The organism is Acinetobacter sp., from assembly GCF_050285345.1.
Taxonomy (GTDB): Bacteria; Pseudomonadota; Gammaproteobacteria; order Pseudomonadales; family Moraxellaceae; genus Acinetobacter.
The window spans coordinates 1-25,402 of the sequence record NZ_JBLZXR010000124.1; the positions used below are offsets into that span (position 1 = coordinate 1).

The following is a 25,402-nucleotide window of genomic DNA, read 5'->3' on the forward strand; positions in this document are numbered from 1 at the left end:
TTCAGTCGTTTTAAATTCTCAATTAGGTAATCCTCCTTTACAGTTGGAAAACTTAATTAAAAGTTGAGATTGGCGTAAATAATATAATTTTTTAAGCTTTAACGCGCTAGGTATTTAGTCAAATCCTCTACACCTTTTAGCGTCATTGGATACATGTGATCTTCAAAAATCTGCTTAATCGCACCAATGGTTTGGGTGTAGTTCCAATATGACTCGTCTTCGGGGTTTAGCCACGCCGTTTTATCAAAATGATTACGCAAGCGTTGCAACCAGACTTGTCCTGCTTCATCGTTCATGTACTCAACAGAGCCACCGGCAGAATTTAGCTCATACGGCGCCATACTCGCATCTCCCACCACGATGACACGATAATCCCGACCATAGGTATTAAACAGATCCCAAGTGTTCATACGCGTACTGGAACGACGAATATTGTCTTTCCACACATAATCATACAGACAGTTATGGAAATAAAAATATTCTAAAGTTTTGAATTCCGTTTTCGCTGCGGTGAACAACTTTTCACATTGCGCGATATGCGAGTCCATTGAGCCACCCACATCAAATAACATCAGCACTTTAATGCGGTTACGGCGCTCAGGAACCAACTGTACATCTAAAATACCCTGTTTGGCTGTTTCTCGAATAGTGCCATCAATGTCTAGCTCTTCAGCAGCACCTTGTCGGGCAAACTTCCGTAGACGACGTAGCGCCATTTGCATTTGGCGACTACCAAGCATTTGATCATCATCTAAATTTCGGTATTGACGCTTTTCCCAGACTTTTACTGCTGAGCGCTTACGACCAGGCCCGCCAATTCGCACACCTTCAGGATGATCACCATAGGCACCGAAAGGCGAAGTTCCGCCCGTACCAATCATCCGGTTACCACCTTGATGCTTTTTATGCTGTTCACGCAAGCGTTCTTCCAGCATTTTCATCAATTCTTCAAGCGAACCAGCTTTTTTAAGTTCTTCACGTTGTTCAGGTGTTAGATGTTTTTCAATCAGTTCAAGATCAAACCAATCTTTCGGCAGTTTGTGTACTTGATTGAGCAATTCATCCAAGTCAAATGTCGATATCCCATCAAAATAGTCTTTCATTGCCCGATCGAATTTATCGAAGAAGCGCTCATCTTTCACCATAACGGTTTTGGCAAGCTGATAAAAATCTTCTTGATTGGCAAAAATCAGTCCAGCCGCGACTGCTTCATTAAGATCGATTAGTTCACGTGTCGAAACAGGAACACCGTATTTTCTGAGGGTATAAAACAATCGCACAAACATAGACAAATAAAGTCCAATAAAAATTGAATATTCAGGAGGTCAAATCCAGTATGACTGCATGATCTTGTTATTTCATCTGCAACTGAGCAATGCCTTTTCGCTGTTCACATTATTAAAAATTGATCCTTACAAGTAAAGCCAAAAGCATTTACTCAAGGTTCAATCCAAACAAATCAATCAATACACTGGATATCTTTTTAATTTAACCATTCTCAGCAGACAAAATAAAAGCCGGAAAAACCGGCCTTTATTAAAATTTGCATCTTAACGACGCGACATAAATGCCAAACGTTCAAGTAATTGCACATCTTGTTCGTTTTTAATCAATGCACCATAGAGCGGCGGAATTGCTTTCGATTTATCCGCATTACGTAAAATATCTTCTGGCATATCATCCGCCATTAATAGGCTGAGCCAGTCAATAAGTTCTGACGTTGAAGGTGGTTTCTTCAAGCCCGGAATTTGACGTAGTTTAAAGAAAACTTGTAGCGCTTCCGAAACCAAGGTAGTTGAAATATTTTCAAAATGCACATCAATGATTTCACGCATGGTCGCTTCATCAGGGAATTCAATATAATGGAAGAAGCAACGACGCAAGAATGCATCTGGAAGTTCTTTTTCATTATTTGAAGTAATGATCACGATTGGGCGCTGAACCGCAGTAATAGTTTCCCCAGTTTCATAAACATAGAACGACATTTTGTCGAGTTCATGCAATAAGTCATTTGGAAATTCAATATCCGCCTTATCAATTTCGTCAATCAATAAAACACAGCGTTCTTCACTGGTAAATGCTTCCCAGAGTTTACCCGGCTTAATATAGTTTTTGATGTCATAAACCCGATCATCACCGAGCTGGCTATCACGTAAACGCGAAACAGCATCGTACTCATATAAACCTTGCTGTGCTTTGGTGGTTGATTTGATATGCCACGTAATCAGCTTGAGCCCCAAACTTTCAGCCACTTGTTCTGCCAAAAGTGTTTTCCCTGTACCCGGCTCACCTTTCACCAAGAGTGGTTTTTGCAGTGAACGTGCAGCTTTCACTGCGAGTTTTAAGCTATCCGTAGCAATATATTGATCTGTACCAAAAAATTGTTGAGTTTCAACAGACATGACATAACCTTATTTTTTTATTTAAAGCGGTGAACTTTTCTTGCTAACAACATGTTGAGGTTTTTGTGCAGCGTATTTTGACCAAAAATAACCAAGCACCAAACCAATGCCTACCACAAACAAAATCAGTGATAAATTTGCCCAAACCAAAGGCTGATCTTTGGTTAACACCCCAAAAATCAAACCAAAAATAGCTGGTGCAATCGATGCATTTGTGCCTTCAGAAACCGTTGGGGTTAATAAAATGGCAAAAACCAATAACCAGCCAATTCCACCAAACGGTTTCGGTACACGCTTCATCAAGCCATACCAACACAATAACGCAATCACAGCACCGCCAAGGTAGACTGTAATTGCAATACTGCTTTCAGGAATTGAGTCCAATACAGTTACTACACCATCCATTTCACAACTCCTGAATTATTCTTATGCGCCACGTAAACCTTCAGGTTCAACAGCATTTGGGTCAATCAAACCTTCTGGAGGCATTTGAAGAAAGAACCCTTTCGTTGAAATCGAATCAATCACATGCAATACACTTACACGTGCAAGTTTACGTGCTTCGCTTAACTCCAAATCCATTACAAATGTGGCACGACCGAAAGCTGTACGTAAGACTTCAGGCATCACCTCAAGTGGATCAACAACGACTTCAGTTTCGCTTTCGTTAACTTCAGGACGGGCAATATAAAGATACATTTCATCTTTTTTGCTCGATTTGTAAATAGAACAGAACATAATTGAATCAATACTCATAAAACGCAAGGCAAAGGATACATCAAAAAAAAGACTGATACATTAGTGTTTATTAACGCATCAGTCGTGAATTTGTATAAATGATACATCTTTAATCAATCGGGTCTATTCCATCACTTTCATTTGACCCGACAAATAGCTTTCATCTGCATGCAAAACTTCAATTAAAGGCCGTGTGAGCAGATCATAACGCCAGCCCAGCAAATAATTCGGTAAGTCTTGTTCGTCATTATGAAAAACCACATGTTGATAAAGTGCATTTAACCATTTTTTACGCATCAAGACTTCTTTGGGCACGGTGGTTTCAAGAACAGCTTTTTGAATAACCGCATCAACACGTTCACCAATATCGCTAGATGAATGACGAATCGGACGTGCCATACGCAATGGCCATTCAGCCTGTGCAGGTAAAAACGCCAACAAGTCTAAAATGGTTTTACCATGCTCACGCACAATATTGGCACGAATATCTTTTACTGAACTGAGCTGAAAATTATTTTTTGGATTTTTTTCTACCAAATCAATAATGGTCGAATTTTTTAAAATAAAACTACGTGGCTGATTTAAAGCTTTCACCATTTGCTCACGCCACACTGCAAGCTGCTGAATTTGCATAAGCTGACGGCGTGAATGACGATAATTGCCAATATCATGATAGAGCTGATGAATTGGCGTTTCTGTCCCAATTTCATAAGTCAAATTATTGCAGTCTTCAAGCACACAATTTAATAAACTTTTCGCATTCAGCTCGGTTTGAATCGTCTGACTTAAATTCATTAAATAATGTACATCATTTGCTGCATACATCATCTGCTCTGGGCTCAGTGGTCGCGCCAACCAATCTGAACGGGTTTGATCTTTATCAATCTCCACATTCAACATGGTTTTTAACGCATTTTGATAGCTCACCTGCAGACCATGCCCCAAGAAAGACAGGCCGACTTGAGTGTCAAAGACATTTTCCAAAGACTTCTGCTGTGCATAGTGATAAATCAAATCAATATCTTCACTACAAGCATGAAAAACATTTTGCTGCGCAGCAAAAAGTCGATCCCAAAATTGAGATAAGTCTAAGGTTGTACCATCAAGTAAATATACCTGATCTTGCACATTAATTTGGAATAGCCCGAGTTTAGGCCAAAGGGTATCTACCTTTATAAACTCGGTGTCGAGTCCATACACGGAACTCTGATTCATCAGATTTAAAACAGGGTCCAAATCTGATTGATTTTGAATAAATTGATACATAACTTGCTGAGTCTAATATTAGATGCTCGGTGAGCACATTTTAACTGATATATAAATTTTTTGTATAATGAAAAAATGTATTTTGGTTATTTATTTCTGTTATATCGCTTTTTTATACGAATTATCACAGCATATTAATCGTTATTAAGTATAAATAAAGAGTCCAAATGAACAAGGCGAAACGGATTTCGCTCCTGTCCTATTTCATCCGCATCCGGTTATGTACGGCCTGACTTAAGGTATGACTATCGACATATTCAAGTTCACCACCTTGCGGAACACCTTGTGCAATACGCGTCATTTGTACCGGTAAATGTTTGCTTGCCTCTACCAGATAATGCGCAGTCGCTTGCCCCTCAACCGTTGCATTGGTTGCCAAGATGACTTCGTGTATCTTGCCATCGCTTAAGCGCTGAATGAGATAAGGAATACCAATTTCGTCTGGACCAATCCCATCGAGTGGCGACAAATGCCCACCCAAAACATGATACTTTCCTCGGAAGCTACCACTTTGCTCAATTGCCATGACATCGGCGGGAGATTCAACCACACAAAGTAAGCGATCATCACGTTCAGATGACACACAAATATTGCAGACTTCATCTTCGGTCAAAGAATGACAAATTGAACACTCATGAATATAGTTGGTTGCCTCAGTCAAAGCATGTGCCAGACCAATTGCACCTTCCCTATTTTTCATAATCAAGTGCAGTGCCATGCGCTGAGCCGACTTTGGCCCAACGCTTGGCAAAATACGCAATGCTTGTACAAGTTGATCAAAACGATCACTAAACATTCCGTATATTCCTTAGAATAAACCTGAAAGGCCTGGTGGAAGACCCATACCAGAGTTCGCAGATTTCATTCTTTCTTCTGAAATTGCCTCTGCTTGGCGTGCTGCATCATTCATTGCTGCTGCAATTAAGTCTTCAATCATATCTGCATCATCTTGAAGTAATTCAGGATTGATTTCGATACGTTTCACTACATTACGCGCAGTCATGGTTACTTTAACAAGACCACCGCCCGCCTCAGCATGAACTTCGACTTGCGCAAGCTCTTCCTTGGCTTTTTTAATGTTGCTCTCAACTTCTTTTTGCATGCGTTGAGCTTGCTGCATGAGCATATTAATGTTCATAAAAAATCTCCGAACAAATCTGATGAGTTCACTTTAGATAAGATCTAAACCGCGTGAAAGATCGCGAATAATATCATTAATATCTTCTAAACCAACAGATACACGAATTAAACCTTCGCTAATACCTGCTGCTTTTTTCGCTTCAGCGGCCATTCTGCCATGTGAAGTCGTCGCTGGATGCGTAATCGTCGATTTCACATCACCCAAGTTACTGGTGATTGAAAGGAAACGTGTATTGTCGATCACAGTCCACGCACCTTCGCGCTCACCTTTCACCACAAACGAAACCACACCACCAAAGCCTTTTTGCTGTTTCTTCGCCAGTTCATGCCCTGCATGATTAGGTAAACCGGCATAATACACTTTTTCCACTTTTGGATGTGCATCTAGCCATTCAGCTAATTTTTGTGCACTTTCACAATGTGCTTTCATCCGTAAACTTAAAGTTTCTAAGCCTTTTAAGAATACCCATGCATTGAATGGACTCATTGAGTTACCCAATGTACGAATCACACCATTAATTTCTTCAAGCAGTTTGTGATTACCAACTACCGCTCCACCGAGTGCACGACCTTGGCCATCAATATATTTCGTTGATGAGTAGATAATTAAGTCTGCGCCAAATTTGATTGGCTGTTGTAATACAGGTGTACAGAAGGTGTTATCCACTGCAAATAAAGCGCCATGCGCATGTGCAATGTCTGCAATCGCTTGCATATCACCCACTTGAGCCAATGGGTTAGATGGCGTTTCGATGAATAAAAGACGAGTTGTTGGACGGATCGCTTGTTCCCAAGCATCTAAATCTTCCAAATCAACAAAAGTTACGTCCACGCCAAATTTGACAACATATTTTTCAAATAACGAAATAATTGAGCCAAATACTGCACGTGAACACACCACATGGTCGCCAGATTTCAAATACGCCAAAGTCACGGCATGCACAGCCGCCATACCTGAACTTGTGGCGATTGCACGCTCAGCACCATCTAGAATCGCTAAACGCTTTTCAAAAGTATGTACCGTTGGATTGGTATAGCGTGAGTAAGTATTTCCTTCAATTTGTCCTGAAAATTTTGCCGCTGCATCTGCTGCGCTTTCACAAACAAAAGACGATGTTAAGAAAATTGGTTCACTGTGCTCGCCTTCAAAAGTGCGGTCATGACCTGTACGAATTGCTAAAGTATCTAATTGGTATTCTAAATCGTCTTGCGGGCTCATCTGCATTACTCAGTCTCACGGACTGCCTTTTGTGAAGAATTGCCAATATTTTGAGCGTCTAAGCTATTTAAGGTCAAGGCATAATACGCAAATATCGCTTAGACTTCGATCAATCCTCCAAGGACTCAGGCAATTGACAGTTATGCACCCATTCAAACAAAAACTTAAAGTCCAACAAAAAAAAATTAAACATCTATCTGCACGCATGTTTAATGCAAAATCGCTGATACTTTCACAATCGACGCCTTATGAAGTCATTACTGAATACAAACATGCCAAAGTCAGGTTTTATGCCTCTCCTGAGCGTAAATACAAAGAACCCTTAGTCTTTGTTGCGCCACTGGCCATCAATATGTCGATTTATGACCTTTATCCTTACCGTTCTTTGGTCAAGCATTTTCAACATAGTGGTTTTGATGTGTATTTACTGGAATGGGGAAAGTTCAAATACCAAGACCGTTTCCTCAATTTCATGTCATTTATTGATGATGTTATTCCGCATTGTATTGATCAAATCTGTGAACATTCGGGCAGTCGTTATATTTCACTGCACGGCTGGAGTATGGCTGGTGTATTCGTCGCGCTCTATACCGCACTACATCAACCTGAACATGTGAAAAATTTAATGGTCATGGGTGCACCCATCGACAGCTATGCCTCTGGTCGTATGGGCGCTTTATTTGAAAAAACCAATCGACTGATTGCCCGCAATAAAAATCTTAGAAATACATTGTATGAAGGCAAAATTCCTAAATATTTCATTCATACTCCCGGCCCGATTAATGCACTTGGTTTTAAAATTATTGATCCGATCGGTTGGTTTAAAAGTCAAAAGCAGTTCCTGATGAATCTGGATAATGCGCATGATGTGTACGAACATGCCACGATGGGCAATTTCCTTAATCACATGATTGACTACCCTGGTGGCATTAACCAAGACATGGTGCTGAACGTTTGGCTACAGAACCCATTGAAGCAGGGTTCTATCCAACTCAAAGGCCAACAAATACAGCTTAAAGCGATTACTTGCTCCCTACTCATTGGTGCAGGTGCAACCGATCAGATCGTGACGGCCGATGCAGCACGTCCTTTAAGCGAATTGACAAGCAGTACAGATGTCACGTTTACTTTAATCCCCGGCGGTCATCTCGGCCTGATGTCGAGTCAAAAAAGTGCCAACTTATTTTGGCCAAAAATGACCACGTGGTTAATACAACGATCAAATTTATTACATGACAATATTTAGAGGGTAGTTATGATTCAGTCAGTTGCATTTATCGGATTGGGCGCAATGGGTTATCGCATGGCGGCGCATTTACCTAAACAATTCGATACAGTCTATGTCTGGAATCGTAATTTTGCCAAAGCTGAGCAACATGCTGCCGAATATGGCACGTTGGCTGTCGATTTAGCACAAGCTGTTCAAGCCGATATCATTTTTTCATGCTTGCCAACAAGCCAAGATGTTGAAAACCTCATCGCTAATGTCCACCTCAAAGCAGGTTCGGTATGGATAGACTGTACCAGTGGCGTACCTGAATCCGCGAAAAAGCTTGCCCTTGCCTTAAAACAACAAGAGGTTGATTTCTTAGATGCGCCTGTAAGCGGTCAGACCATTGGCGCTGAAAATGGCACGCTAACTGTAATGATTGGCGGTGATGCTACAGCATTTGAACGTGCCCTACCTGCAATTCAAACCTTCGGGAAACTGATCAAACATGTGGGTGACTCTGGCGCAGGATTTGCTGTAAAAGCTGTAAATAACATGTTAATGGCTGTAAATCTTTGTGCCGTGGCTGAAGGCTTCACCACGTTGAAAGCCCATGGTGTGAATCTCAATGAAGCACTGGATTGTATCAATGCCTCAAGTGGTAAAAGTATGGTTACTGAAACGGTATTACCACAGCGTATTTTAAATCGTAGTTTCCCATTAACCTTTGCCCTTCCATTACTTGCAAAAGATACAGGTATTGCAGTTGATCTAGTACGACAAGCCAAACTTTCTGCGCCAGTCCTTTCGCTCACGCAAAACTTAATTCAGGCCGCTAGTGATTTAGCAGAAGAAAATAGTGATTTTTCAACTGCTATCCATCTGTATGAAAAATGGAGTAAAATTATAATTGAGTAATAACTCGCCATTGAATAAAGATAAATAACCATCATATTGTATTGTAGTGTGACAACACACCTTGTTACAAATGACAGAGGAAACTCTCATGAACAAATTTACCCTCGCAACTTTGCTAGGTGCTGTAACTTTAATCGGGGCTTCTACTACTGTTTTAGCATCTGAGCAAGAATGCCAAAAGTTGAAAAATGACCATGATGTGATTTATGCATCAAAAGGTTTCTGCTTTAAAGATCCTGAAGCGAAAGCGAAGTTTGGCAATGACAATTGCTACACAACTAAGCCTAAATTTTCAGAAAAAGAGCAACAACGACTTGACGCCATCAAAGAACGTCAGAAAGAATTGAACTGTAAATAATTACGATTCAGTTTAGCTCAAGGAATTTAGCAATGACTTATGATGATCAAAATATTTTTGCACGTATTTTACGTGGCGAACTTCCAGCATTTAAAGTTTATGAAGACGAGCAAGTTCTCGCATTTATGGATGTAATGCCTCAGGCTGAAGGTCATACCCTAGTCATTCCAAAAACTCCTGCTTTAACCCTGCTTGATTTAGATCCTGAAGCTGCTGCCTATACCATTCAAGTTGTGCAAAAAGTTGCGAAAGCAATGGAAAAAGCTTTGGATGTGAAAGGTATTGTCTTAATGCAGCTTTCTGGCGCAGCTGCGGGCCAAACCGTTCCGCATGTTCATTTCCATCTTATCCCAACATCAGTACATGAGTTAGGTAAGCATGCCGCTCAACTGGGTGATATGGAAAAAATCAAAGCAATTGGTGAAAAAATTAAAGCTGCACTTTAAAATTCACACGAATTTTAATTTGTTATAAATGGAGCTTCGGCTCCATTTTTTGTGTCTCAGCCAAATAATTTCTTTATTAAAATTTTAATTTCCCAAGAAAAACTATAATTTATATTATTGTAATTTATTATCTTTTTAAAAATAATTTTTCAATTTTCTCCTAGCACATTTCATGGATTTGAAATATTTCCTTAATAGAACTGTCTTATTTGTAATGAATACTTAGCGCCATTAGATAGCGAAATTATTTCTAGCCAAGCTACTGATAAAACGTATTGATATGACTGGAAAAGTCTTTTGGAGCTTCAAATGAAAAAAACTCTATGTGCATTAGCAATCGGGGCAACAATTCTTACACCTATGATGGCATCTGCTGCAGATGTAAAAATTTATGGCCGTGCACATGTCTCTCTTGACTATCTTGATGATGGTAAAGATTACAACGAAGTTGGGCTTTCTTCTAACTCTTCACGCTTAGGCTTCAAAGTAGACCAAAAAATCAATGATGACTTAAACGTATTTGCGCAAATAGAACAAGAAGTAAACTTTGCCAGCGGTAGCCAAGACAGCAAAGGTGTAGATTTTTCAACACGTGATACATTTGTTGGCTTAAAAAGCGGTACTTATGGTCAAGCACGTGTAGGTCGCTTCGATAGCCCATTCAAAGTTGCACGTGGTCCAGTTAACTTCTTCGGTGATATGGTCGGTGACGTACGTAACGTAACTCGCGTAGGCAACTTAAAATTTGATGAACGTAACGAAAACACCATCGAATATAAATCACCAAAATTTGGTGGCGGCTTTAACGTCCTCGCTGCAATATCTATGCACTCAGGCACCAATATCGGACGTGTTGATGCTACCACCACTCCTCCTGCAGAAGGTGTAAAAGAGGGCAAAGACGACAACAAAGCTTATGACTTAGCTTTAACCTACAAAGAAGGTCCGATCGACTTTGCTGCGGCATATGAAAAATATGACGAAAATGCTGCAAATGCTGCAAATGCTGCTGGCAGTGCAGGCCGCGATGCCTTCCGTATTGCAGGTGCATACAAACTCACCGAAGCATTTAACTTAGGTGCGTTATATCAAATTGCAAAACACGATAATGATACGGCAAACCCAGATGCTCAAGTCTTTGGTGTAGCTGGCGAATACAAAGTAACACCTAAAACTTCTGTACGCGGTGAATATTTCTACCGTGATGTAGATGCAGATGACGCAAATGCAAGCTTAGTTGGTGTAGGTGTCGAACACAAATTGGACAGCACCCTACGGGTATACGGCAACTTAGCAACTGTAATTAACGACAAAAATTCAAAACTTAATCCTTGGAAAGAAGGTCGCAGCTTTGGCAATGGTATCAGTGGCGTTGCCGACGAAAATGCGACTGCATTATCACTCGGTCTGCGTTACGACTTCTAAGCTAATCCAAAATAAAAGACAAAAGACATACCTTGGTATGTCTTTTTTATTGAGAAAATTTATTAAATGCAAAATATTTCAAATTTAGCCAAAAAGTGTGATGTATATTACCTTATATTTTTCAGCAACTTAGAATAATTTTTATTCAAGTTCTAGCTGTAAAAAATTAAGACATATTAATCATGACTAAATTAGTTGGTATTAATACCATTGTATCTTTATATTAATTAGATGTTCATTTTAAGTAAATATAAGTAATTTAGTCGGGATTAATTTTCCAATAAAATATGACTAAATCAGTCAGAATATATCATTTATATACAAGTATTTTACTCGGATATTTTTCACGTAAAATTAGTTTATTTTTTAACTATTTAAATTCATAAGATATTGTTTTAACTTAAGTTAATAATATATTTTTATTTTAACTGTTATAGCTATTTCCTTTTTGTGTAGTTTTGTTAATAATATAAATCAACTTCAAGAAATAGGCTTGTCTCAATGAGCTTAACCTTCAAAGATTTAAATCGTCGTGTGGTCAAAGAAATAACTGCAATTCTAATAATTAAAGTCATTCTTTTAATGATCATTAAGAACATCTGGTTCGACGCCCCAACTATTCCCAAAAATTTTGACAATCAAGTTGCCGAGCATATTGCTGGCAGTCCTTCTCAAATCAAGGAGACACGTTGATGATTTCTGAAAGCGTGGTCGATCTTTCGCGGTTCCAATTTGCAATGACCGCGATGTATCACTTTATTTTTGTTCCACTGACTTTAGGTCTGGCTTTTATTCTTGCCATTATGGAAACCACGTATGTGATTTCAGGTAAAGAAATTTATAAAGACATGACTAAATTCTGGGGAAAACTCTTCGGTATCAACTTCGCATTAGGTGTTACTACCGGTTTGACCATGGAATTTCAGTTCGGTACTAACTGGGCATATTACTCACACTATGTCGGTGATATTTTCGGTGCTCCATTGGCCATTGAAGGTTTAATGGCATTCTTCCTCGAATCAACTTTTATTGGTTTATTCTTCTTCGGCTGGGATCGGTTATCTAAAGTTCAGCACTTGGCTGTGACTTGGCTAGTAGCACTCGGTTCGAATATGTCAGCCTTATGGATTTTGGTTGCAAACGGCTGGATGCAAAACCCTGTTGGTTCTGCATTTAACTATGAAACCATGCGTATGGAAATGGTGGACTTTGGTGCACTCATTTTCAACCCTGTTGCTCAGGTTAAATTTGTCCATACCGTTTCTGCGGGCTATGTAACTGGCGCAATTTTCGTACTTGCTATTTCAAGTTACTACTTACTGAAAAAACGTGATTTACCATTTGCGCGTCGCTCTTTCGCCATCGCTGCAATCTTTGGTTTAGCGTCTACACTTTCAGTAATTTTACTGGGTGACGAATCTGGTTACGAAATTGGCGACGTTCAAAAAACAAAACTCGCTGCAATTGAAGCAGAATGGGATACTCACCCTGCACCAGCACCGTTTACTTTATTTGGTATTCCAAACAAAGAAACCATGTCTACCGACTATGCCATCAAAATTCCTTATGTGATGGGTATCATTGCAACACGTTCAACAACCAAAGAAGTGACAGGTATTAAAGACCTGATCGTTCAACATGAAGAACGTATTCGTAACGGTATGGTTGCATACTCTCAGTTAGAAAAACTCCGTGCAGGCGATACTTCTCCTGAATTAAAAGCCGCATTTGCTGAATCACAAAAAGATTTGGGCTACGGCTTATTGCTTAAGAAATACACTGACAACGTAGTTGATGCATCTGACGCGCAAATTAAAGCCGCTGCGAAAGACACTATTCCGCACGTTCCAAGTTTGTTCTGGGCATTCCGTGCAATGGTCGCTTCTGGTTTCTTAATGCTACTGTTATTCGTACTTGCAACATTTGCTGTAGGTAAACGCAATGCTGAAAACAAACCATGGTTATTGAAATTTGCCTTGTTTGCACTTCCACTCCCTTGGATTGCTGCTCAAACAGGTTGGTATGTTGCTGAAGTTGGCCGTCAACCATGGACTATTGGTGAAGTCCTACCAACTCACCTTTCAGCTTCTAGCTTAAGCACTGGTGATGTATGGGGTTCAATCCTTGCATTGGCCGCGTTCTATACTGTACTTCTTATCATTGAAATGTATTTAATGATCAAATTCTCACGTCTTGGCCCAAGCTCACTTCACACTGGTAAATACCATTTTGAAAAACTTGAAGCTGCAAAAAAGGCAAATGAGGAGTCTCAAGCATGATCGAATATGAATTACTCAAAATAATCTGGTGGGTGCTTGTGGGTGTATTACTCATTGGCTTTGCCCTCACCGATGGCTTCGATATGGGCTCAATGGCAATCATGCCATTCGTAGGAAAAAAAGACTCAGAACGTCGTGCGGCAATCAATACGATTGCCCCACACTGGGACGGGAACCAAGTTTGGTTTATTACTGCTGGTGGTGCACTCTTTGCTGCATGGCCTATGGTTTATGCAACTGCATTCTCAGGCATGTACTGGGCACTGTTACTGGTTCTTTTCGCACTCTTCCTACGTCCGGTAGGTTTTGACTACCGTTCTAAACTTGAGAATACCAAATGGCGTAATTCTTGGGACTGGGGTCTAGCAATTGGCGGTGCAGTTCCCGCATTAGTTTTTGGTGTCGCTTTCGGCAATATGTTCCTTGGCGTACCATTCACAATGGATGAAACTGTTCGCTCAACTTATACAGGTAGCTTCTTTGCGCTGCTTAACCCATTCGCTTTAGTCTGTGGTATTGTGAGTCTTTCAATGCTTTGCGCACACGGTGGTGCATGGCTTATGCTCCGTACTGATGGTGACCTACGCGCACGCTCTGCGAAAGCGACTCAAATTATGGGTATCGTGTTCTTAGTGTGCTTCTTACTTGCAGGCGCTTGGTTATACTTCGGTAATATTCAAGGCTACACATTAGCTCAACCATTTGACACAAATGGCGTGGCTAACCCATTAGCGAAAGAAGTGATCACCAATGCTAACCCAGGTTGGATGAATAACTACAGCACTTACCCAATTACGATGATTGCTCCAATCATGGCAATTTTAGGTGCATTAATCATCATCCTTGCAGCAGGTAAAGGCAAAGCAGGTTTCAGCTTCCTAGGCTCAAGCTTGGCGGTTACAGGCGCAATCCTTACTGCTGGTTTTGCACTGTTCCCTTTCCTTATGCCTTCAAGCATCAACCCAACTGTTAGTTTAACAATGTGGGATGCGGTATCTAGTAAAAATACACTGACAGTAATGACAGTTGCTGCATGTATTTTCGTACCGACAATTCTTTGCTACACAACTTGGTGTTACTACAAGATGTGGGGCGTGGTAACTAGTGAACATATTGAAGAGAATTCACACAGCCTATACTAAGGCTGTGTCTAAGGAGAAAAACGATGTGGTATTTTGCTTGGATTCTCGGTATTTTGATGGCATGTTTTGCGGGTGTACTAAGTGCCCTCTACATTGAACATCATCAAGATCTAGATGAGGAATAACAAATGACGGATGCTGCTGTAGAAAAACCACTTGTAGAAAAGAAACCAAATAAGTTTGCGATGGTCATTTCCTGCCTGTTAGCTTTTCCCTTGGCAGCCGTGTTACTTGTTCATCCAGCCGCAATGCTCGATGACAATGGTGGATATAGCCATCGCGCCCTCATGTTCATCATGATTGGTATTTCTGGTGGTTTTGTCCATGGTGTGGGTTTTGCTCCACGTCATTGGTTCTGGAAATGGCTATTTAGCCCTCTTCTTGCATGGCCACTGATGCTTTGGGGCTATTACACATGGTTCATGACCTAAAAGCTGGATAAAATAAAAGCCCTCATTTTATGAGGGCTTTTTTATATTTACGATCAATTTCGGCTTTTTGTGCTGCTGTAATATCGTCTTGCATTTGAAAACAGTTTCTAAATTTTTTATGGATATGATGAATATATTTTTCTTTAGCTGCATGTCTTAGTAAAATTTGAGCTGCCATCACAATAAATCCATTGACTTGCTTCACTATTACTATGCGTTCAGTATCCACCAACCCAACTTTTCGTTGAATTAATGAGTTTCGACCAGTATGCACAATCGAATGCAAATGCTTTAATGAATAGAACTGAAACGATTTAAACATTTCAACAATATGCTTAATTTCTACCACATTTTCTAATTTTGCAATCATTTCAGCTGCGGTAGGAATTTTCACATTCTGAAGTAACTCTTCTTCTCGTTGAATTTCAAATTTCTGAATTTCCACATTAGAAGCCACCATTAGCAACCAATATGCCTCACCACAGCTTCAAACTGAATTCGAAATAATGCGAGTGCCGATATATCTTGGCGAGTTTCCAACAGTTGTAAAATGGCTTCACCATGCTCCATGGATAATTCACAACATTCATAGACCAAATCAAGTCGCTGCACTCCACCGATAAATGCTGAATGATTCAACTCATTATATAGCTCATCCATCATCGATTCAGAATCACGAAAAATATCAGTCAATATGAGCTTCCATTTTTAAATGCCAAAAATTAAAATATAAAAAAAGCTGGAATTGATCCAGCTTTTTTAAATTTAACGATGCGTATGTATCGACATCACAATACCCATCCCGGCAAGCATTGCAATCACGGCCGTTCCCCCATAACTCATCAGCGGTAATGGGTCACCTGTTACCGGCAAAATACCACTCACCATTCCCGAGTTTAAAAATACGAAGAAGAAGAATGTAAGACCTGTTGCCCCCGCATACAAACGACCAAAATTATGGAAGCAATTGAGACCAATTATCAAACAACGAATAATAATGGCCGTAAATAAGCTAAATAGAAGAAATACCCCAATAAAGCCAAACTCTTCAGCATAGGTCGACATAATGAAGTCAGTATGATGTTCTGGTAAATAACCCAAATGTGATTGCGTTCCTTCGGTATAACCCTTACCTGTCCAACCACCCGAACCAATGGCAATTTTCGACTGGATAATATTCCAGCCCGCACCCAGTGCATCTGACTCAGGGTCAAATAAAGTCAGTACACGTTTTTTCTGATATTCCTGCAAAAAGAACATCCACAATACAGGCGCAGCTACAGCAAAAGCCACGAATGCACCCAAAATTAAACGCCAAGACATACCGCTTAAAAATAGGACAAATATCCCTGGGATAATTAAACCGATATTTAAGTCAGGCTGTAAAGCGACTAATGCAAATGGAATCAATAATAAAATTAACGCCCCGACAATTTGTAAAAATTTCGGTGGAAATGGTTTGCGCGCAAAATACCATGCCATCATTAACGGCATGGCAAATTTCATAAACTCACTCGGCTGCATACTGCCGATACCCGGCAAGCTAATCCAGCGTTTCGCCCCCATACGCTTTTCACCAACTGCCAAAACCAGAAGTAATAACAAAATACCCAAACCATATAAATATGGACTCATGGATTGGTAAACTTTGGGTGGAATTTGCGCACAAATCAGCATCACAATAAAACCGACACCAAAACTGGTGGCTTGGCGTAGCACCATTCCCGAATCTTCTGCTGTTGCGCTATACACAACCATTAGCCCCAAGACTGCATTGAGCACTAAAAAGCAAAGTAACCACGGGTCTAAATGAAGTTTAGCCCATCGAGAAGAATCGTGTTTTATACTCCGGCCATCACGTAATGACTGACGTAAAAATCGATACTGTTGAGAAGGGATCATTGCGAAACAGATCTAAAAAAGAATAGAAGAATTATAGATTAAAGCGACAGCGAAAGAATCACTGTCACTTAAATATTCCATGAAATAGCAAAAAATTAATTGCTCTGAGAAGCCAAAATGAGTCGAGCCAATTCCAGATCATCTGGATAGGTGATTTTAATATTATCAGAGCGTCCCTGCACCACTTGCACAGATTCACCGATATATTCTAAAGCACTGGCTTCATCGGTAATTGTGACATTTTCCGCAAGTGCTGTTTCAATGGCTTTTTTCAGCACACCAAGTTTTGCCATCTGCGGTGTTTGCGCTTGCCATAAGGTTGAACGATCCACTGTTACAGAAATTTGAGACGAATTTTCCACACGTTTTAAGGTATCACGCACCGGAATAGCCAAGATTGCGCTTTGTTGGGAACAAAGTGAAGTTTCAACTAAATCTTCAAGATTCTCTTTGCTAACACATGGTCGCGCTGCATCATGCACCAACACCCAATCATCATCATGGGCAATTTCAGAAAGATAGTTGAGTGCATTTAAAACTGAATTTACCCGTTCTGCACCACCCAAACAAAAATGAGATTTTTCAGCTTGGGCAAATCGTAGTGTTTTTGCCACATTATCTTGCTCACCAATCGCGAGTACATAACCCATTAATGGCAATTGGTTCAGACGTGCAATCGTATGTTCAAGCACGGTCTGATCAGCAATCATTTGATATTGTTTGAGTTCAGTTTTGGAAAATCGGCTTCCTGAACCAGCAGCTGGAATAATGGCCCACAAATTAAGGTTCTGGTGGTAGTTCTGCTGGTGCTGACTCATTGGTACGTAGGTCTACTTTGGCGTTTGGATCAATATATATAGGCTTGTACTGGGTACTAATGGTACTCATTTGTACAAATGTCTCATGCGGTTTAATCAAACCTAAATCGAGTCGTGCATGCTCTTCAATGGCTTCTACTCCATTTTTTAAGTCATACACTTCGGCCGCAAGTACGCGGTTTCGTTCTTTTAATTCGTCATTGAGTTCGACTTGTTGTTGTATTTTTTGACTCAGTTGCTGGTGGTCATGATAACCGCCTTCACCGAACCAATATAAATATTGAAACCCTGCGATCAAAAAGATCGCAAGGCCCAACAATGCTTTACTCGCCTTGGAGTCAAATACATTTAACATAGAGAGCATGATCTGCTTAGTTCAAACCTTTGAACTCAGCTTTACCGCGATATGCAGCTTGAGTCAATTCTTCAATACGAAGTAATTGGTTATATTTTGCTACACGATCAGAACGGCAAAGTGAACCAGTTTTGATTTGTCCCGCTGCTGTACCTACTGCAAGATCCGCAATGGTAGAGTCTTCTGTTTCACCAGAACGGTGTGAAATTACAGTAGTGTAACCATTTGCTTTCGCAAGATAGATTGCATCTAAAGTTTCAGTCAATGTACCAATTTGGTTGTATTTGATGAGGATCGAGTTACCAACTTTCTCATCAATACCACGTTGAAGAATCTTAGGATTTGTAACGAACAAGTCATCACCAACCAATTGGATTTTGTCGCCAAGGATAGAAGTCAGGTAAGACCAACCTTCCCAATCCGACTCGTCCAGACCATCTTCAATTGAGATGATTGGATATTGATTTGCAAGGCCTGCAAGGTAGTCAGCAAATTGGTTGCTTGTGAATGCTTTGTTGCCTTCACCTGCAAGGATGTATTGACCATCTTTATAGAATTCTGAAGATGCGCAGTCAAGTGCTAACATGATGTCAGAACCTGCTTTGTAACCCGTTTGCTCAATCGCAGAAAGAATTACAGTAATTGCTTCTTCGTTTGAACGTAAGTTAGGCGCGAAACCACCTTCATCACCAACAGCAGTGTTTAAACCTTTTTTGTTTAAAACTGACTTTAAAGAATGGAAGATTTCAGCACCGGCACGTAATGCTTCAGAGAATGAAGTAAAACCAACTGGTTCAATCATAAACTCTTGAATATCTACGTTATTGTCTGCATGTGAACCACCATTCAGGATGTTCATCATTGGTACAGGCATAGTCAAAATAGTTTGACCACGTAAGTCTGCAATGTATTGGAAAAGAGGTTGTTTCTTTTCATCAGCAGCAGCACGTGCAGCAGCAAGAGAAACCGCCAAAGTTGCGTTAGCACCTAATTTTTCTTTATTTTCAGTACCGTCAAGCGCGATCATTGTGTTATCAATGTCTTTTTGCTCGAATACTGATTTACCGATTAACGCATCACGAATAAGCGTGTTGACGTTATTTACTGCAGTTTTAACGCCTTTACCTAAGTAACGTGCTTTATCGCCATCACGAAGTTCTAAAGCTTCACGAGAACCAGTTGAAGCACCAGATGGTGCACATGCACGGCCTACAACGCCAGAGGCTAAGATTACGTCTGCTTCGATGGTAGGGTTACCACGAGAGTCCAAAATTTCACGTGCACGAATGTCAACGATTTGGCTCATGAACAATTCCTCAGTTGATTAATAATAAGATAGGCCAAAAATGACCTATCAAGTGTTTCAAATTAATGTGTATCTAACTTGCTGAAACCTTTCACTAAGGTATCCAGTTCTTTTAGCTGTGCCAAGAATGGTTCAAGCTGTGACATACGAAGTGCGCATGGGCCATCGCATTTGGCTTTTTCTGGGTCAGGATGAGCTTCTAAGAACAAACCAGCTAAACCAGTTGCCATACCCGCACGTGCAAGCGTGGTGATTTGCGCACGACGTCCGCCAGCAGAATCTGCACGACCACCTGGTGTTTGAAGCGCATGAGTCACATCAAAAAACACAGGAACATTCATTTCCTTCATGATGTCAAAGCCCAACATGTCTACAACTAAGTTGTTGTAGCCAAATGCCGAACCACGTTCACAAAGAATCAGTTTGTCATTTCCCGCTTCTAAACACTTATGCAAAATATGACGCATTTCGTGTGGCGCTAGGAACTGTGCTTTTTTGATATTGATAATGGCATCAGTTTTCGCCATTGCTTCAACAAGGTCAGTCTGACGACTTAAGAATGCTGGAAGTTGGATAATATCCGCCACTTCTGCCACAGGTGCCGCTTGGTATGGCTCATGCACGTCAGTAATAATCGGCACATTAAAGTGTTTTTTAATGTCAGCTAACCACTCAATCCCTTTTTCTAGGCCTGGGCCGCGAAAAGAGTTCAAGCTTGAACGATTGGCTTTATCAAAACTAGCTTTAAATACATAGGGAATATCTAGGCGTTTGCAGATATCTACGTATGTTTCAGCAATCTCAAAAGCAAGATCTTTAGATTCAAGTACATTCATTCCGCCGAATAGTACAAATGGCAAATGATTTGCCATTTGTATATCGCCTAAACGTACAATTTCCTGTGGTTTTAATTGCGACATTTAAACTCTTCCTGGTTTAGTCAAAACGCATTATTTTGCTTTTTTGTACTGCTTTTTAGCAGCATCAATGAAGCCAGCAAATAATGGGTGTCCATCACGCGGTGAACTTGTAAATTCTGGGTGGAATTGTACAGCAATAAACCAAGGATGTTCAGGAATTTCAACAGTTTCAACAAGACGTTGTACTGGAGAATAACCCGAAATCTTCATGCCTTTTTCTTCAAGCACTGGAATATAGCGATTGTTCATTTCGTAACGGTGACGATGACGTTCAATGATCTCTTCAGAACCATAAACTTCAGCAGTTTTTGTACCTGCAACCAATTCAGATTTTTGAGCACCTAAACGCATTGTACCGCCAAGGTCAGAATCTGCATTACGTTGCTGAACCTCACCACGCTCATCTAACCATTCAGTAATCAAACCAATCAATGGTGATTTTGTAGAACGGTTAAATTCAGTTGAAGTCGCATCAGAAATACCTGCAACATTACGTGCGTATTCGATTACAGCAAGCTGCATACCTAAACAGATACCAAGGAAAGGCACACCGTTTTCACGTGCAAAACGAATCGCTTTCATTTTACCTTCTGTACCACGTTCACCGAAACCACCCGGAACTAAGATTGCATCTGCATCTTTCAATACTTCTGCTACATCTTGGCTTTCAAGCTCTTCAGCGTTTACGTAGTCGATTTGCACTTTCACACGGTTTTGAATGCCGGCATGTAAAAGTGCTTCGTTTACAGATTTGTAAGCATCTGGAAGTTCAACGTATTTACCAACCATTGCGACACGTACTGTGTATTCAGGGTTAAGTAATGCTTCTACAACATTATCCCAATCTGTTAAATCAGCTTCAGGAAGATCGTTATAGCCAAAACGTTCACAAATTAAATCATCAACGTTTTGTTCGTAGAATGTACGTGGAATTTGATAAATCGAGCGTGCATCTTTACAAACCACAACTGCACGTGCTTCAACGTTAGTGAACAGTGCAATTTTGCGTGTTGTATCTGCATCAACATCATGCTCAGTACGGCAGATCAAAATGTCTGGCTGAATACCGATAGACAGAAGTTCTTTTACTGAGTGCTGAGTTGGTTTAGTTTTTAATTCAGCTGCAGACTTAATGTATGGGAGTAACGTTAAGTGCATAAGCATCGTACGCTTGTGACCAAGTTCAACCATTAACTGACGTACAGATTCCATGAATGGGAGAGATTCAATGTCACCTACTGTACCGCCGATCTCAACGATCGCAACGTCATAGCCTTCGCCAGCGCGAAGTACACGTTCTTTAATATTGTCAGTAATGTGTGGAATAACCTGAACTGTACCACCGAGGTAGTCACCGCGACGTTCTTTATTCAAAACATCTTGGTACACACGACCCGAAGTAAAGTTGTTCAGTTTGGTCATTTTGGCACGACGTAAGAAACGCTCGTAATAACCCAAATCTAAGTCAGTTTCAGCACCATCTTCTGTGACAAATACTTCACCGTGCTGAAATGGGCTCATAGTCCCAGGATCGACATTAATATATGGATCCATTTTGACCATGGTTACTTTTAAACCACGGGCTTCTAAAAGTGCAGCAACTGAAGCAGCTGAAATACCTTTACCTAGTGATGATACAACACCACCAGTGACGAATATAAAATGGGTCATTAAGTTTCTCGTACAATGGAGCCTAAATTGGCCTACAATGTTGTGCGATTTTACTTTACCTTGTACCAAGAAAGCAAAGTCAATTCACATCAATTCATAGAACAATAAACAATTGATTATTCTATCAGCAATTCCGATAAAAATTTAGCGCAAGTTCTTATCATTTCCATATTCTTATTTGCTGTTATAATATCGCGATCTAATCTACGCTATTTTGTTTTGTGTCACTATGAATAAAAAACTTTTAATCTGCGGTGCAATCGCAGCAGGCCTACTGCTTACAGCATGTGTAAAGAAAGAAGCACCAAAGGAAGAAGAACAGGAACAAGTTGAAGTTGCTGCATCTGAAACTACAACTTCTGAACTAACTCAGTTAGAGCCAGTTGAAGAACAAGAAGTCATTGTAGAAGAAACAATTCCAGAACATGTTGAAGTTATTCGTGAAGAAACACCGAATACAACAACTGAAATTCGTCGTGAACCAACGCCTGCACCACAAGCAGAACCAGCTGCTCCAGCACCTAAAGCTGAAACGCCTAAAGCTGAAAAACCTGCTCAACCAAAACACAATTCAGACCCATCATCACAATCTGAAGATGATGCGGTGGCTGCTGCAATTGCTGCTGCGACTCCTGCTTTGGAAAACTAAAATTCGCGTTTTAGTTCTACCATGCAATAAAAAAATCCCAACTTTTGTTGGGTTTTTTATTGCAACTTTAAAATAAAATCACGCTATTTTTGAGCTTATAAATAGACTTTTAATTTTTCAGCCAAATAATCAATAAATAACCGAATCCTTTTCGGCACATAGTTTTGTTGATAATAAACCGCATGAATTTTTTGTTCATGAATATGGATTTCGTCTTCAAATAAAGCCTCTAAGCGCCCTTGCTGTATATCTTGTTCAACCATAAAGCGTGACAGACAAACAATGCCTACTCCTTGTAAAGCCAACTGACGCACTGCTTCTCCATTTGAAGATTTGATTTTTGCCGCGATAGTTATATGCTTGACCATTGACCTGAATCGGCCAAGTATTTAAATGTGCAGGACGACTAAAACCAAGCAAGGTATGTTGGTCAAGTTCCTGTGCTGACTGTGGAGTACCATATTTTTTGAGATATTCAGGGCTTGCCACAATATAGAGACGACTTTTACACAGCAACTTAGCATGAAGTGTTGAATCCTCAAGTTCTCCGAGGCGAATTGCGATATCGGTTTTATGCTCAAGTAAATCAATCACCTGATCATGATTGGTGATTTCTATATCAATCTTGGGATAACGCTGCATAAATTCGTCAATTAACGGCACAATCACATGCAACACAAACGGCGTTGCAGAATCGATTCGAATCAGACCTGAAAACTCTGTATCGGTGTTTTGCAGACTTTCTTCTGCTTCCGTCAGATCCAATAAAATTTTACGTGCTTTCGGCAAAAACTGCTGCCCTTCATAAGTCAGTTTAAGCTTCCTTGTCGTTCGTTCAATTAATGTGACATTAAACTTGGTTTCCAAACGCTGTAAGGCACTACTGACACCGGAAGTGGTTTGTGTGCCGCTTTGACAATCGAACCACTATCTATAATGATGACAAATGCGATCAGTTCTTCGATAGTTGATTTCATTTTTCAATTATTGATTATTCGTCAATAATATTTTGCAAATTACCCTATTTTTAAGCAAGCCTTTTTTCGATATAACAACCTCACTATTGGTATTGCTCCTCATAAAACCTAAACCACAGACCATGACTTATTGTTCACAGCCTTAATGTATGTTTTCAAAAACAAAAAAGCCCGTATAAATACAAGCTTTTTATTCAATTTGAAAATGATTCGTTTAAATTATTGTGTGCTATACATTTTCAAAAAGTCTGACATCAATTTTGCCGCCCATGAATGAGTATCAACGGCCCCTTCATAATAACCACAATGACTGCCTTTTTTTGTGGTCACCACAACCACATTCGGCATTTGGGCAATTTTTACTTTATACGGTTCGAAGTTTTTTATATGACACACAGGGTCATCTTCTGCATTTAAAATCATCAACGGAATTTTAACATTTTCAAACACATAAATCGGATTAGTGGCTTTGGCATAACTTTCATAGTCGGCATAACCGGCCATTTGAAAATATGCACGTTCAAATTGTGCTAAATCCTTACTTTGCAGCACTTTAAACAAGGACTCGGTTTTTTCCCAAGTCGACGGATAAGGTTCGACAAAGCGTTGAAATAACTTTTTCGTCATCATTTTGCTATAAAAAGGATGGACATTTTTAAAGCCCAGCTCAGTGTCATATCCGGGACAAAGTGCAAATGCGGCTTTCAATGGCGTTGCTGCACCTTCTTCCCCGAGATAACGTACCAACAAGCCTGTGCCAGCAGAAGACCCCACACCATACAGTTCAGATTTTGGAAATTTCTGCTGAATATAAAAAATTTGTTCGCGCAAATCTTGCGGTGAGCCAAAGAGATTGATTTGCGGTACAGGCATTGGCAAATCACCATGTCCACGCCTCAAGCACAGCGCAATTCGCCAACCAGTATATTGATTTAAGTCACGCACCAACTCACGCATACTTTCAGGTGAACCTGTAATAGTATGCATTAAAACAATGGTTGGCACATGTTCTGGTAAGTCCAAACCCAACCACGCAATGGCGGTCACACCACCATCGGCCATGGTCAGTTGCTCAATGGCGTCATATTCGAGTTTGATGGTGCGCTTTTTAATGACATCAAAATACAACAGATGCACATGATTATTGGATAACCACGGCGTAGGACGATATTTTTGATGTAATTGTTTTAATTTTGACAGTACATCGACCATTTGTCCTTCTGGATTAAAATACAGATGAGGCTGTTCAGCGCCAGTCGTGTAATCTAAAACACCAAGTGCAATTTCACGACATTTTCCTAAAATTGGATTCATTCGTAAGGCCTATGCAAGTGACTTATTAAAATTAAACATCAAACAAAAACAGTGGTCACCATCAAAAAGTTTCAAAAATAGCCCAATATTTTAAGCCGGTTGATATGCTGCGAAACGCTCACCCATTTTTACTGCCAATGCTTCCAAGCCACTCTTTGGGCGTAGCATCACTTCAAAATCGATGATTTGACCATCTGCATTGAATTGAATCATATCAATGCCTTTGAGTTTCTTCTCGCCGACATTGGCTGAAAACTCCAACACAACACTTAAACCATCTTCGCTATAAAATTCACGGTGATAGCAAAAATTTTCAAATATTTGCGCCACATTGGTCAAAATAAAAGTCACAACAGGTTTTCCCGGATAAGGGTTATACGCCACTGGTGAGCGAAACACCACATTGTCTGCGAGCAATTCATCTAAGATGCTCATATCACGGCTATCTAACATCTGATGCCATTTTTGGATGGCTGCTTTGGTCTTTTCCATGGTCGTTTTTATCTCCTTATTACT

General features: G+C 40.2%; 27 protein-coding genes and 2 pseudogenes. 11 read left to right on the forward strand and 18 right to left on the reverse strand.

The window, feature by feature from the left end:
• Positions 1 to 98 precede the first annotated feature (98 nt).
• The 8 genes from ACN6OV_RS10915 to ACN6OV_RS10950 form a co-directional block, all read right to left on the reverse strand.
• Positions 99 to 1,286, reverse strand: coding sequence for a vWA domain-containing protein (locus ACN6OV_RS10915; protein WP_427952934.1), 1,188 nt, complete (start codon positions 1,284 to 1,286; stop codon positions 99 to 101).
• A 264-nt stretch (positions 1,287 to 1,550) separates the two neighbouring features.
• Positions 1,551 to 2,402, reverse strand: coding sequence for an AAA family ATPase (locus ACN6OV_RS10920; RefSeq protein ID WP_427952883.1), 852 nt, complete (start codon positions 2,400 to 2,402; stop codon positions 1,551 to 1,553).
• A 21-nt stretch (positions 2,403 to 2,423) separates the two neighbouring features.
• Positions 2,424 to 2,807 (reverse strand): hypothetical protein, encoded by a 384-nt coding sequence (locus ACN6OV_RS10925; RefSeq protein WP_427952885.1) that lies wholly within the window; start codon positions 2,805 to 2,807, stop codon positions 2,424 to 2,426.
• Positions 2,808 to 2,828: 21 nt separating this feature from the next.
• A complete protein-coding gene (locus ACN6OV_RS10930; RefSeq protein WP_427952936.1) occupies positions 2,829 to 3,140 on the reverse strand; it encodes a YcgL domain-containing protein in 312 nt (103 codons plus the stop codon).
• A 123-nt stretch (positions 3,141 to 3,263) separates the two neighbouring features.
• Positions 3,264 to 4,406 (reverse strand): ribonuclease D, encoded by a 1,143-nt coding sequence (locus tag ACN6OV_RS10935; RefSeq protein WP_427952887.1) that lies wholly within the window; start codon positions 4,404 to 4,406, stop codon positions 3,264 to 3,266.
• Between the two features lie 199 nt (positions 4,407 to 4,605).
• Positions 4,606 to 5,202 (reverse strand): recombination mediator RecR, encoded by a 597-nt coding sequence (gene recR, locus ACN6OV_RS10940; protein ID WP_427952889.1) that lies wholly within the window; start codon positions 5,200 to 5,202, stop codon positions 4,606 to 4,608.
• Between the two features lie 12 nt (positions 5,203 to 5,214).
• Positions 5,215 to 5,544 (reverse strand): YbaB/EbfC family nucleoid-associated protein, encoded by a 330-nt coding sequence (locus ACN6OV_RS10945; protein ID WP_427952891.1) that lies wholly within the window; start codon positions 5,542 to 5,544, stop codon positions 5,215 to 5,217.
• A gap of 33 nt (positions 5,545 to 5,577) precedes the next feature.
• Positions 5,578 to 6,765 (reverse strand): O-succinylhomoserine sulfhydrylase, encoded by a 1,188-nt coding sequence (locus ACN6OV_RS10950; RefSeq protein ID WP_427952893.1) that lies wholly within the window; start codon positions 6,763 to 6,765, stop codon positions 5,578 to 5,580.
• Between the two features lie 142 nt (positions 6,766 to 6,907).
• Between ACN6OV_RS10950 and ACN6OV_RS10955 the strand changes: the two genes are divergently transcribed.
• The 10 genes from ACN6OV_RS10955 (at position 6,908) to ACN6OV_RS11000 (ending at position 14,974) form a co-directional block, all read left to right on the forward strand.
• Entirely contained in the window at positions 6,908 to 8,011 is a 1,104-nt protein-coding gene (locus tag ACN6OV_RS10955) for an alpha/beta fold hydrolase (protein WP_427952938.1), read from the forward strand.
• A 9-nt stretch (positions 8,012 to 8,020) separates the two neighbouring features.
• Positions 8,021 to 8,893: an NAD(P)-dependent oxidoreductase gene (locus ACN6OV_RS10960; protein ID WP_427952895.1), complete on the forward strand. Its 873-nt coding sequence runs from the start codon at positions 8,021 to 8,023 to the stop codon at positions 8,891 to 8,893.
• 88 nt (positions 8,894 to 8,981) lie between these two features.
• Positions 8,982 to 9,251, forward strand: coding sequence for a YARHG domain-containing protein (locus tag ACN6OV_RS10965; RefSeq protein ID WP_180080315.1), 270 nt, complete (start codon positions 8,982 to 8,984; stop codon positions 9,249 to 9,251).
• Positions 9,252 to 9,283: 32 nt separating this feature from the next.
• Positions 9,284 to 9,697, forward strand: a complete 414-nt coding sequence (locus tag ACN6OV_RS10970) for an HIT family protein (RefSeq protein ID WP_180080312.1) — start codon at positions 9,284 to 9,286, stop codon at positions 9,695 to 9,697.
• A gap of 309 nt (positions 9,698 to 10,006) precedes the next feature.
• The gene (locus ACN6OV_RS10975) at positions 10,007 to 11,122 is read left to right on the forward strand and encodes a porin (protein ID WP_427952897.1); all 1,116 of its coding nucleotides are present in this window, start codon (positions 10,007 to 10,009) and stop codon (positions 11,120 to 11,122) included.
• Between the two features lie 501 nt (positions 11,123 to 11,623).
• Entirely contained in the window at positions 11,624 to 11,815 is a 192-nt protein-coding gene (gene cydP / locus ACN6OV_RS10980; protein WP_180056800.1) for a cytochrome oxidase putative small subunit CydP, read from the forward strand.
• Positions 11,815 to 13,401 (forward strand): cytochrome ubiquinol oxidase subunit I, encoded by a 1,587-nt coding sequence (locus ACN6OV_RS10985; RefSeq protein WP_427952899.1) that lies wholly within the window; start codon positions 11,815 to 11,817, stop codon positions 13,399 to 13,401. Before cydP ends, ACN6OV_RS10985 begins: the two co-directional genes overlap by 1 nt.
• The gene (cydB, locus tag ACN6OV_RS10990) at positions 13,398 to 14,543 is read left to right on the forward strand and encodes a cytochrome d ubiquinol oxidase subunit II (protein WP_427952901.1); all 1,146 of its coding nucleotides are present in this window, start codon (positions 13,398 to 13,400) and stop codon (positions 14,541 to 14,543) included. The genes ACN6OV_RS10985 and cydB overlap by 4 nt, the downstream gene beginning before the upstream one ends.
• Before the next feature lie 23 nt (positions 14,544 to 14,566).
• A complete protein-coding gene (gene cydX, locus ACN6OV_RS10995; protein WP_002120988.1) occupies positions 14,567 to 14,668 on the forward strand; it encodes a cytochrome bd-I oxidase subunit CydX in 102 nt (33 codons plus the stop codon).
• A gap of 3 nt (positions 14,669 to 14,671) precedes the next feature.
• Positions 14,672 to 14,974 carry a cyd operon YbgE family protein gene (locus tag ACN6OV_RS11000; protein WP_427952903.1) on the forward strand — a complete coding sequence of 101 codons (303 nt, stop codon included), beginning with the start codon at positions 14,672 to 14,674 and terminating at the stop codon, positions 14,972 to 14,974.
• Between the two features lie 22 nt (positions 14,975 to 14,996).
• Here ACN6OV_RS11000 and ACN6OV_RS11005 read toward each other — a convergent pair.
• From ACN6OV_RS11005 to ACN6OV_RS11035, 7 genes and pseudogenes are all read right to left on the reverse strand, one after another.
• Positions 14,997 to 15,637: pseudogene (locus ACN6OV_RS11005) on the reverse strand (DUF6988 family protein).
• Positions 15,638 to 15,739: 102 nt separating this feature from the next.
• On the reverse strand, positions 15,740 to 16,876 hold the full coding sequence (gene rodA / locus ACN6OV_RS11010) for a rod shape-determining protein RodA (RefSeq protein ID WP_427952905.1): 1,137 nt from the start codon (positions 16,874 to 16,876) through the stop codon (positions 15,740 to 15,742).
• A 95-nt stretch (positions 16,877 to 16,971) separates the two neighbouring features.
• Entirely contained in the window at positions 16,972 to 17,694 is a 723-nt protein-coding gene (gene ispD, locus ACN6OV_RS11015) for a 2-C-methyl-D-erythritol 4-phosphate cytidylyltransferase (RefSeq protein ID WP_427952907.1), read from the reverse strand.
• Positions 17,657 to 18,049 carry a septum formation initiator family protein gene (locus ACN6OV_RS11020; RefSeq protein WP_427952940.1) on the reverse strand — a complete coding sequence of 131 codons (393 nt, stop codon included), beginning with the start codon at positions 18,047 to 18,049 and terminating at the stop codon, positions 17,657 to 17,659. The genes ispD and ACN6OV_RS11020 overlap by 38 nt, the downstream gene beginning before the upstream one ends.
• Positions 18,050 to 18,065: 16 nt before the next feature.
• Entirely contained in the window at positions 18,066 to 19,355 is a 1,290-nt protein-coding gene (gene eno, locus ACN6OV_RS11025) for a phosphopyruvate hydratase (protein ID WP_427952909.1), read from the reverse strand.
• 62 nt (positions 19,356 to 19,417) lie between these two features.
• Positions 19,418 to 20,275 (reverse strand): 3-deoxy-8-phosphooctulonate synthase, encoded by an 858-nt coding sequence (gene kdsA, locus ACN6OV_RS11030; RefSeq protein WP_067767149.1) that lies wholly within the window; start codon positions 20,273 to 20,275, stop codon positions 19,418 to 19,420.
• Between the two features lie 30 nt (positions 20,276 to 20,305).
• Positions 20,306 to 21,946: a CTP synthase gene (locus tag ACN6OV_RS11035; protein ID WP_180056793.1), complete on the reverse strand. Its 1,641-nt coding sequence runs from the start codon at positions 21,944 to 21,946 to the stop codon at positions 20,306 to 20,308.
• Positions 21,947 to 22,175: 229 nt separating this feature from the next.
• Here ACN6OV_RS11035 and ACN6OV_RS11040 point away from each other — a divergent pair, with 229 nt between their 5' ends.
• Positions 22,176 to 22,595, forward strand: coding sequence for an internalin (locus ACN6OV_RS11040; protein ID WP_427952912.1), 420 nt, complete (start codon positions 22,176 to 22,178; stop codon positions 22,593 to 22,595).
• Between the two features lie 95 nt (positions 22,596 to 22,690).
• Here ACN6OV_RS11040 and ACN6OV_RS11045 read toward each other — a convergent pair.
• The 3 genes and pseudogenes from ACN6OV_RS11045 to ACN6OV_RS11055 form a co-directional block, all read right to left on the reverse strand.
• Positions 22,691 to 23,572: pseudogene (locus tag ACN6OV_RS11045) on the reverse strand (LysR substrate-binding domain-containing protein).
• 219 nt (positions 23,573 to 23,791) lie between these two features.
• A complete protein-coding gene (locus ACN6OV_RS11050) occupies positions 23,792 to 24,886 on the reverse strand; it encodes a YheT family hydrolase (RefSeq protein WP_427952914.1) in 1,095 nt (364 codons plus the stop codon).
• Between the two features lie 90 nt (positions 24,887 to 24,976).
• Positions 24,977 to 25,378, reverse strand: coding sequence for a nuclear transport factor 2 family protein (locus ACN6OV_RS11055; RefSeq protein WP_427952916.1), 402 nt, complete (start codon positions 25,376 to 25,378; stop codon positions 24,977 to 24,979).
• Positions 25,379 to 25,402: the final 24 nt, after the last annotated feature.

Bases quoted from the DNA above. Each gene is read 5' to 3' on its own strand.
- ACN6OV_RS10945 (WP_427952891.1), bottom strand. From the start codon at position 5,544: ATGAACATTAATATGCTCATGCAGCAAGCTCAACGCATGCAAAAAGAA.
- ACN6OV_RS11050 (WP_427952914.1), bottom strand. From the start codon at position 24,886: ATGAATCCAATTTTAGGAAAATGTCGTGAAATTGCACTTGGTGTTTTA.
- ACN6OV_RS11000 (WP_427952903.1), top strand. From the start codon at position 14,672: ATGACGGATGCTGCTGTAGAAAAACCACTTGTAGAAAAGAAACCAAAT.
- ACN6OV_RS10930 (WP_427952936.1), bottom strand. From the start codon at position 3,140: ATGTTCTGTTCTATTTACAAATCGAGCAAAAAAGATGAAATGTATCTT.
- ACN6OV_RS10950 (WP_427952893.1), bottom strand. From the start codon at position 6,765: ATGAGCCCGCAAGACGATTTAGAATACCAATTAGATACTTTAGCAATT.
- ACN6OV_RS10985 (WP_427952899.1), top strand. From the start codon at position 11,815: ATGATTTCTGAAAGCGTGGTCGATCTTTCGCGGTTCCAATTTGCAATG.
- ACN6OV_RS10960 (WP_427952895.1), top strand. From the start codon at position 8,021: ATGATTCAGTCAGTTGCATTTATCGGATTGGGCGCAATGGGTTATCGC.
- ACN6OV_RS10935 (WP_427952887.1), bottom strand. From the start codon at position 4,406: ATGTATCAATTTATTCAAAATCAATCAGATTTGGACCCTGTTTTAAAT.
- ACN6OV_RS10915 (WP_427952934.1), bottom strand. From the start codon at position 1,286: ATGTTTGTGCGATTGTTTTATACCCTCAGAAAATACGGTGTTCCTGTT.
- cydP (WP_180056800.1), top strand. From the start codon at position 11,624: ATGAGCTTAACCTTCAAAGATTTAAATCGTCGTGTGGTCAAAGAAATA.
- ACN6OV_RS11040 (WP_427952912.1), top strand. From the start codon at position 22,176: ATGAATAAAAAACTTTTAATCTGCGGTGCAATCGCAGCAGGCCTACTG.
- ACN6OV_RS10970 (WP_180080312.1), top strand. From the start codon at position 9,284: ATGACTTATGATGATCAAAATATTTTTGCACGTATTTTACGTGGCGAA.
- ACN6OV_RS10975 (WP_427952897.1), top strand. From the start codon at position 10,007: ATGAAAAAAACTCTATGTGCATTAGCAATCGGGGCAACAATTCTTACA.
- cydB (WP_427952901.1), top strand. From the start codon at position 13,398: ATGATCGAATATGAATTACTCAAAATAATCTGGTGGGTGCTTGTGGGT.
- cydX (WP_002120988.1), top strand. From the start codon at position 14,567: ATGTGGTATTTTGCTTGGATTCTCGGTATTTTGATGGCATGTTTTGCG.
- ispD (WP_427952907.1), bottom strand. From the start codon at position 17,694: ATGAGTCAGCACCAGCAGAACTACCACCAGAACCTTAATTTGTGGGCC.
- ACN6OV_RS11035 (WP_180056793.1), bottom strand. From the start codon at position 21,946: ATGACCCATTTTATATTCGTCACTGGTGGTGTTGTATCATCACTAGGT.
- ACN6OV_RS10955 (WP_427952938.1), top strand. From the start codon at position 6,908: ATGCACCCATTCAAACAAAAACTTAAAGTCCAACAAAAAAAAATTAAA.
- kdsA (WP_067767149.1), bottom strand. From the start codon at position 20,275: ATGTCGCAATTAAAACCACAGGAAATTGTACGTTTAGGCGATATACAA.
- ACN6OV_RS11055 (WP_427952916.1), bottom strand. From the start codon at position 25,378: ATGGAAAAGACCAAAGCAGCCATCCAAAAATGGCATCAGATGTTAGAT.
- ACN6OV_RS11020 (WP_427952940.1), bottom strand. From the start codon at position 18,049: ATGTTAAATGTATTTGACTCCAAGGCGAGTAAAGCATTGTTGGGCCTT.
- ACN6OV_RS10920 (WP_427952883.1), bottom strand. From the start codon at position 2,402: ATGTCTGTTGAAACTCAACAATTTTTTGGTACAGATCAATATATTGCT.
- eno (WP_427952909.1), bottom strand. From the start codon at position 19,355: ATGAGCCAAATCGTTGACATTCGTGCACGTGAAATTTTGGACTCTCGT.
- recR (WP_427952889.1), bottom strand. From the start codon at position 5,202: ATGTTTAGTGATCGTTTTGATCAACTTGTACAAGCATTGCGTATTTTG.
- rodA (WP_427952905.1), bottom strand. From the start codon at position 16,876: ATGATCCCTTCTCAACAGTATCGATTTTTACGTCAGTCATTACGTGAT.
- ACN6OV_RS10965 (WP_180080315.1), top strand. From the start codon at position 8,982: ATGAACAAATTTACCCTCGCAACTTTGCTAGGTGCTGTAACTTTAATC.
- ACN6OV_RS10925 (WP_427952885.1), bottom strand. From the start codon at position 2,807: ATGGATGGTGTAGTAACTGTATTGGACTCAATTCCTGAAAGCAGTATT.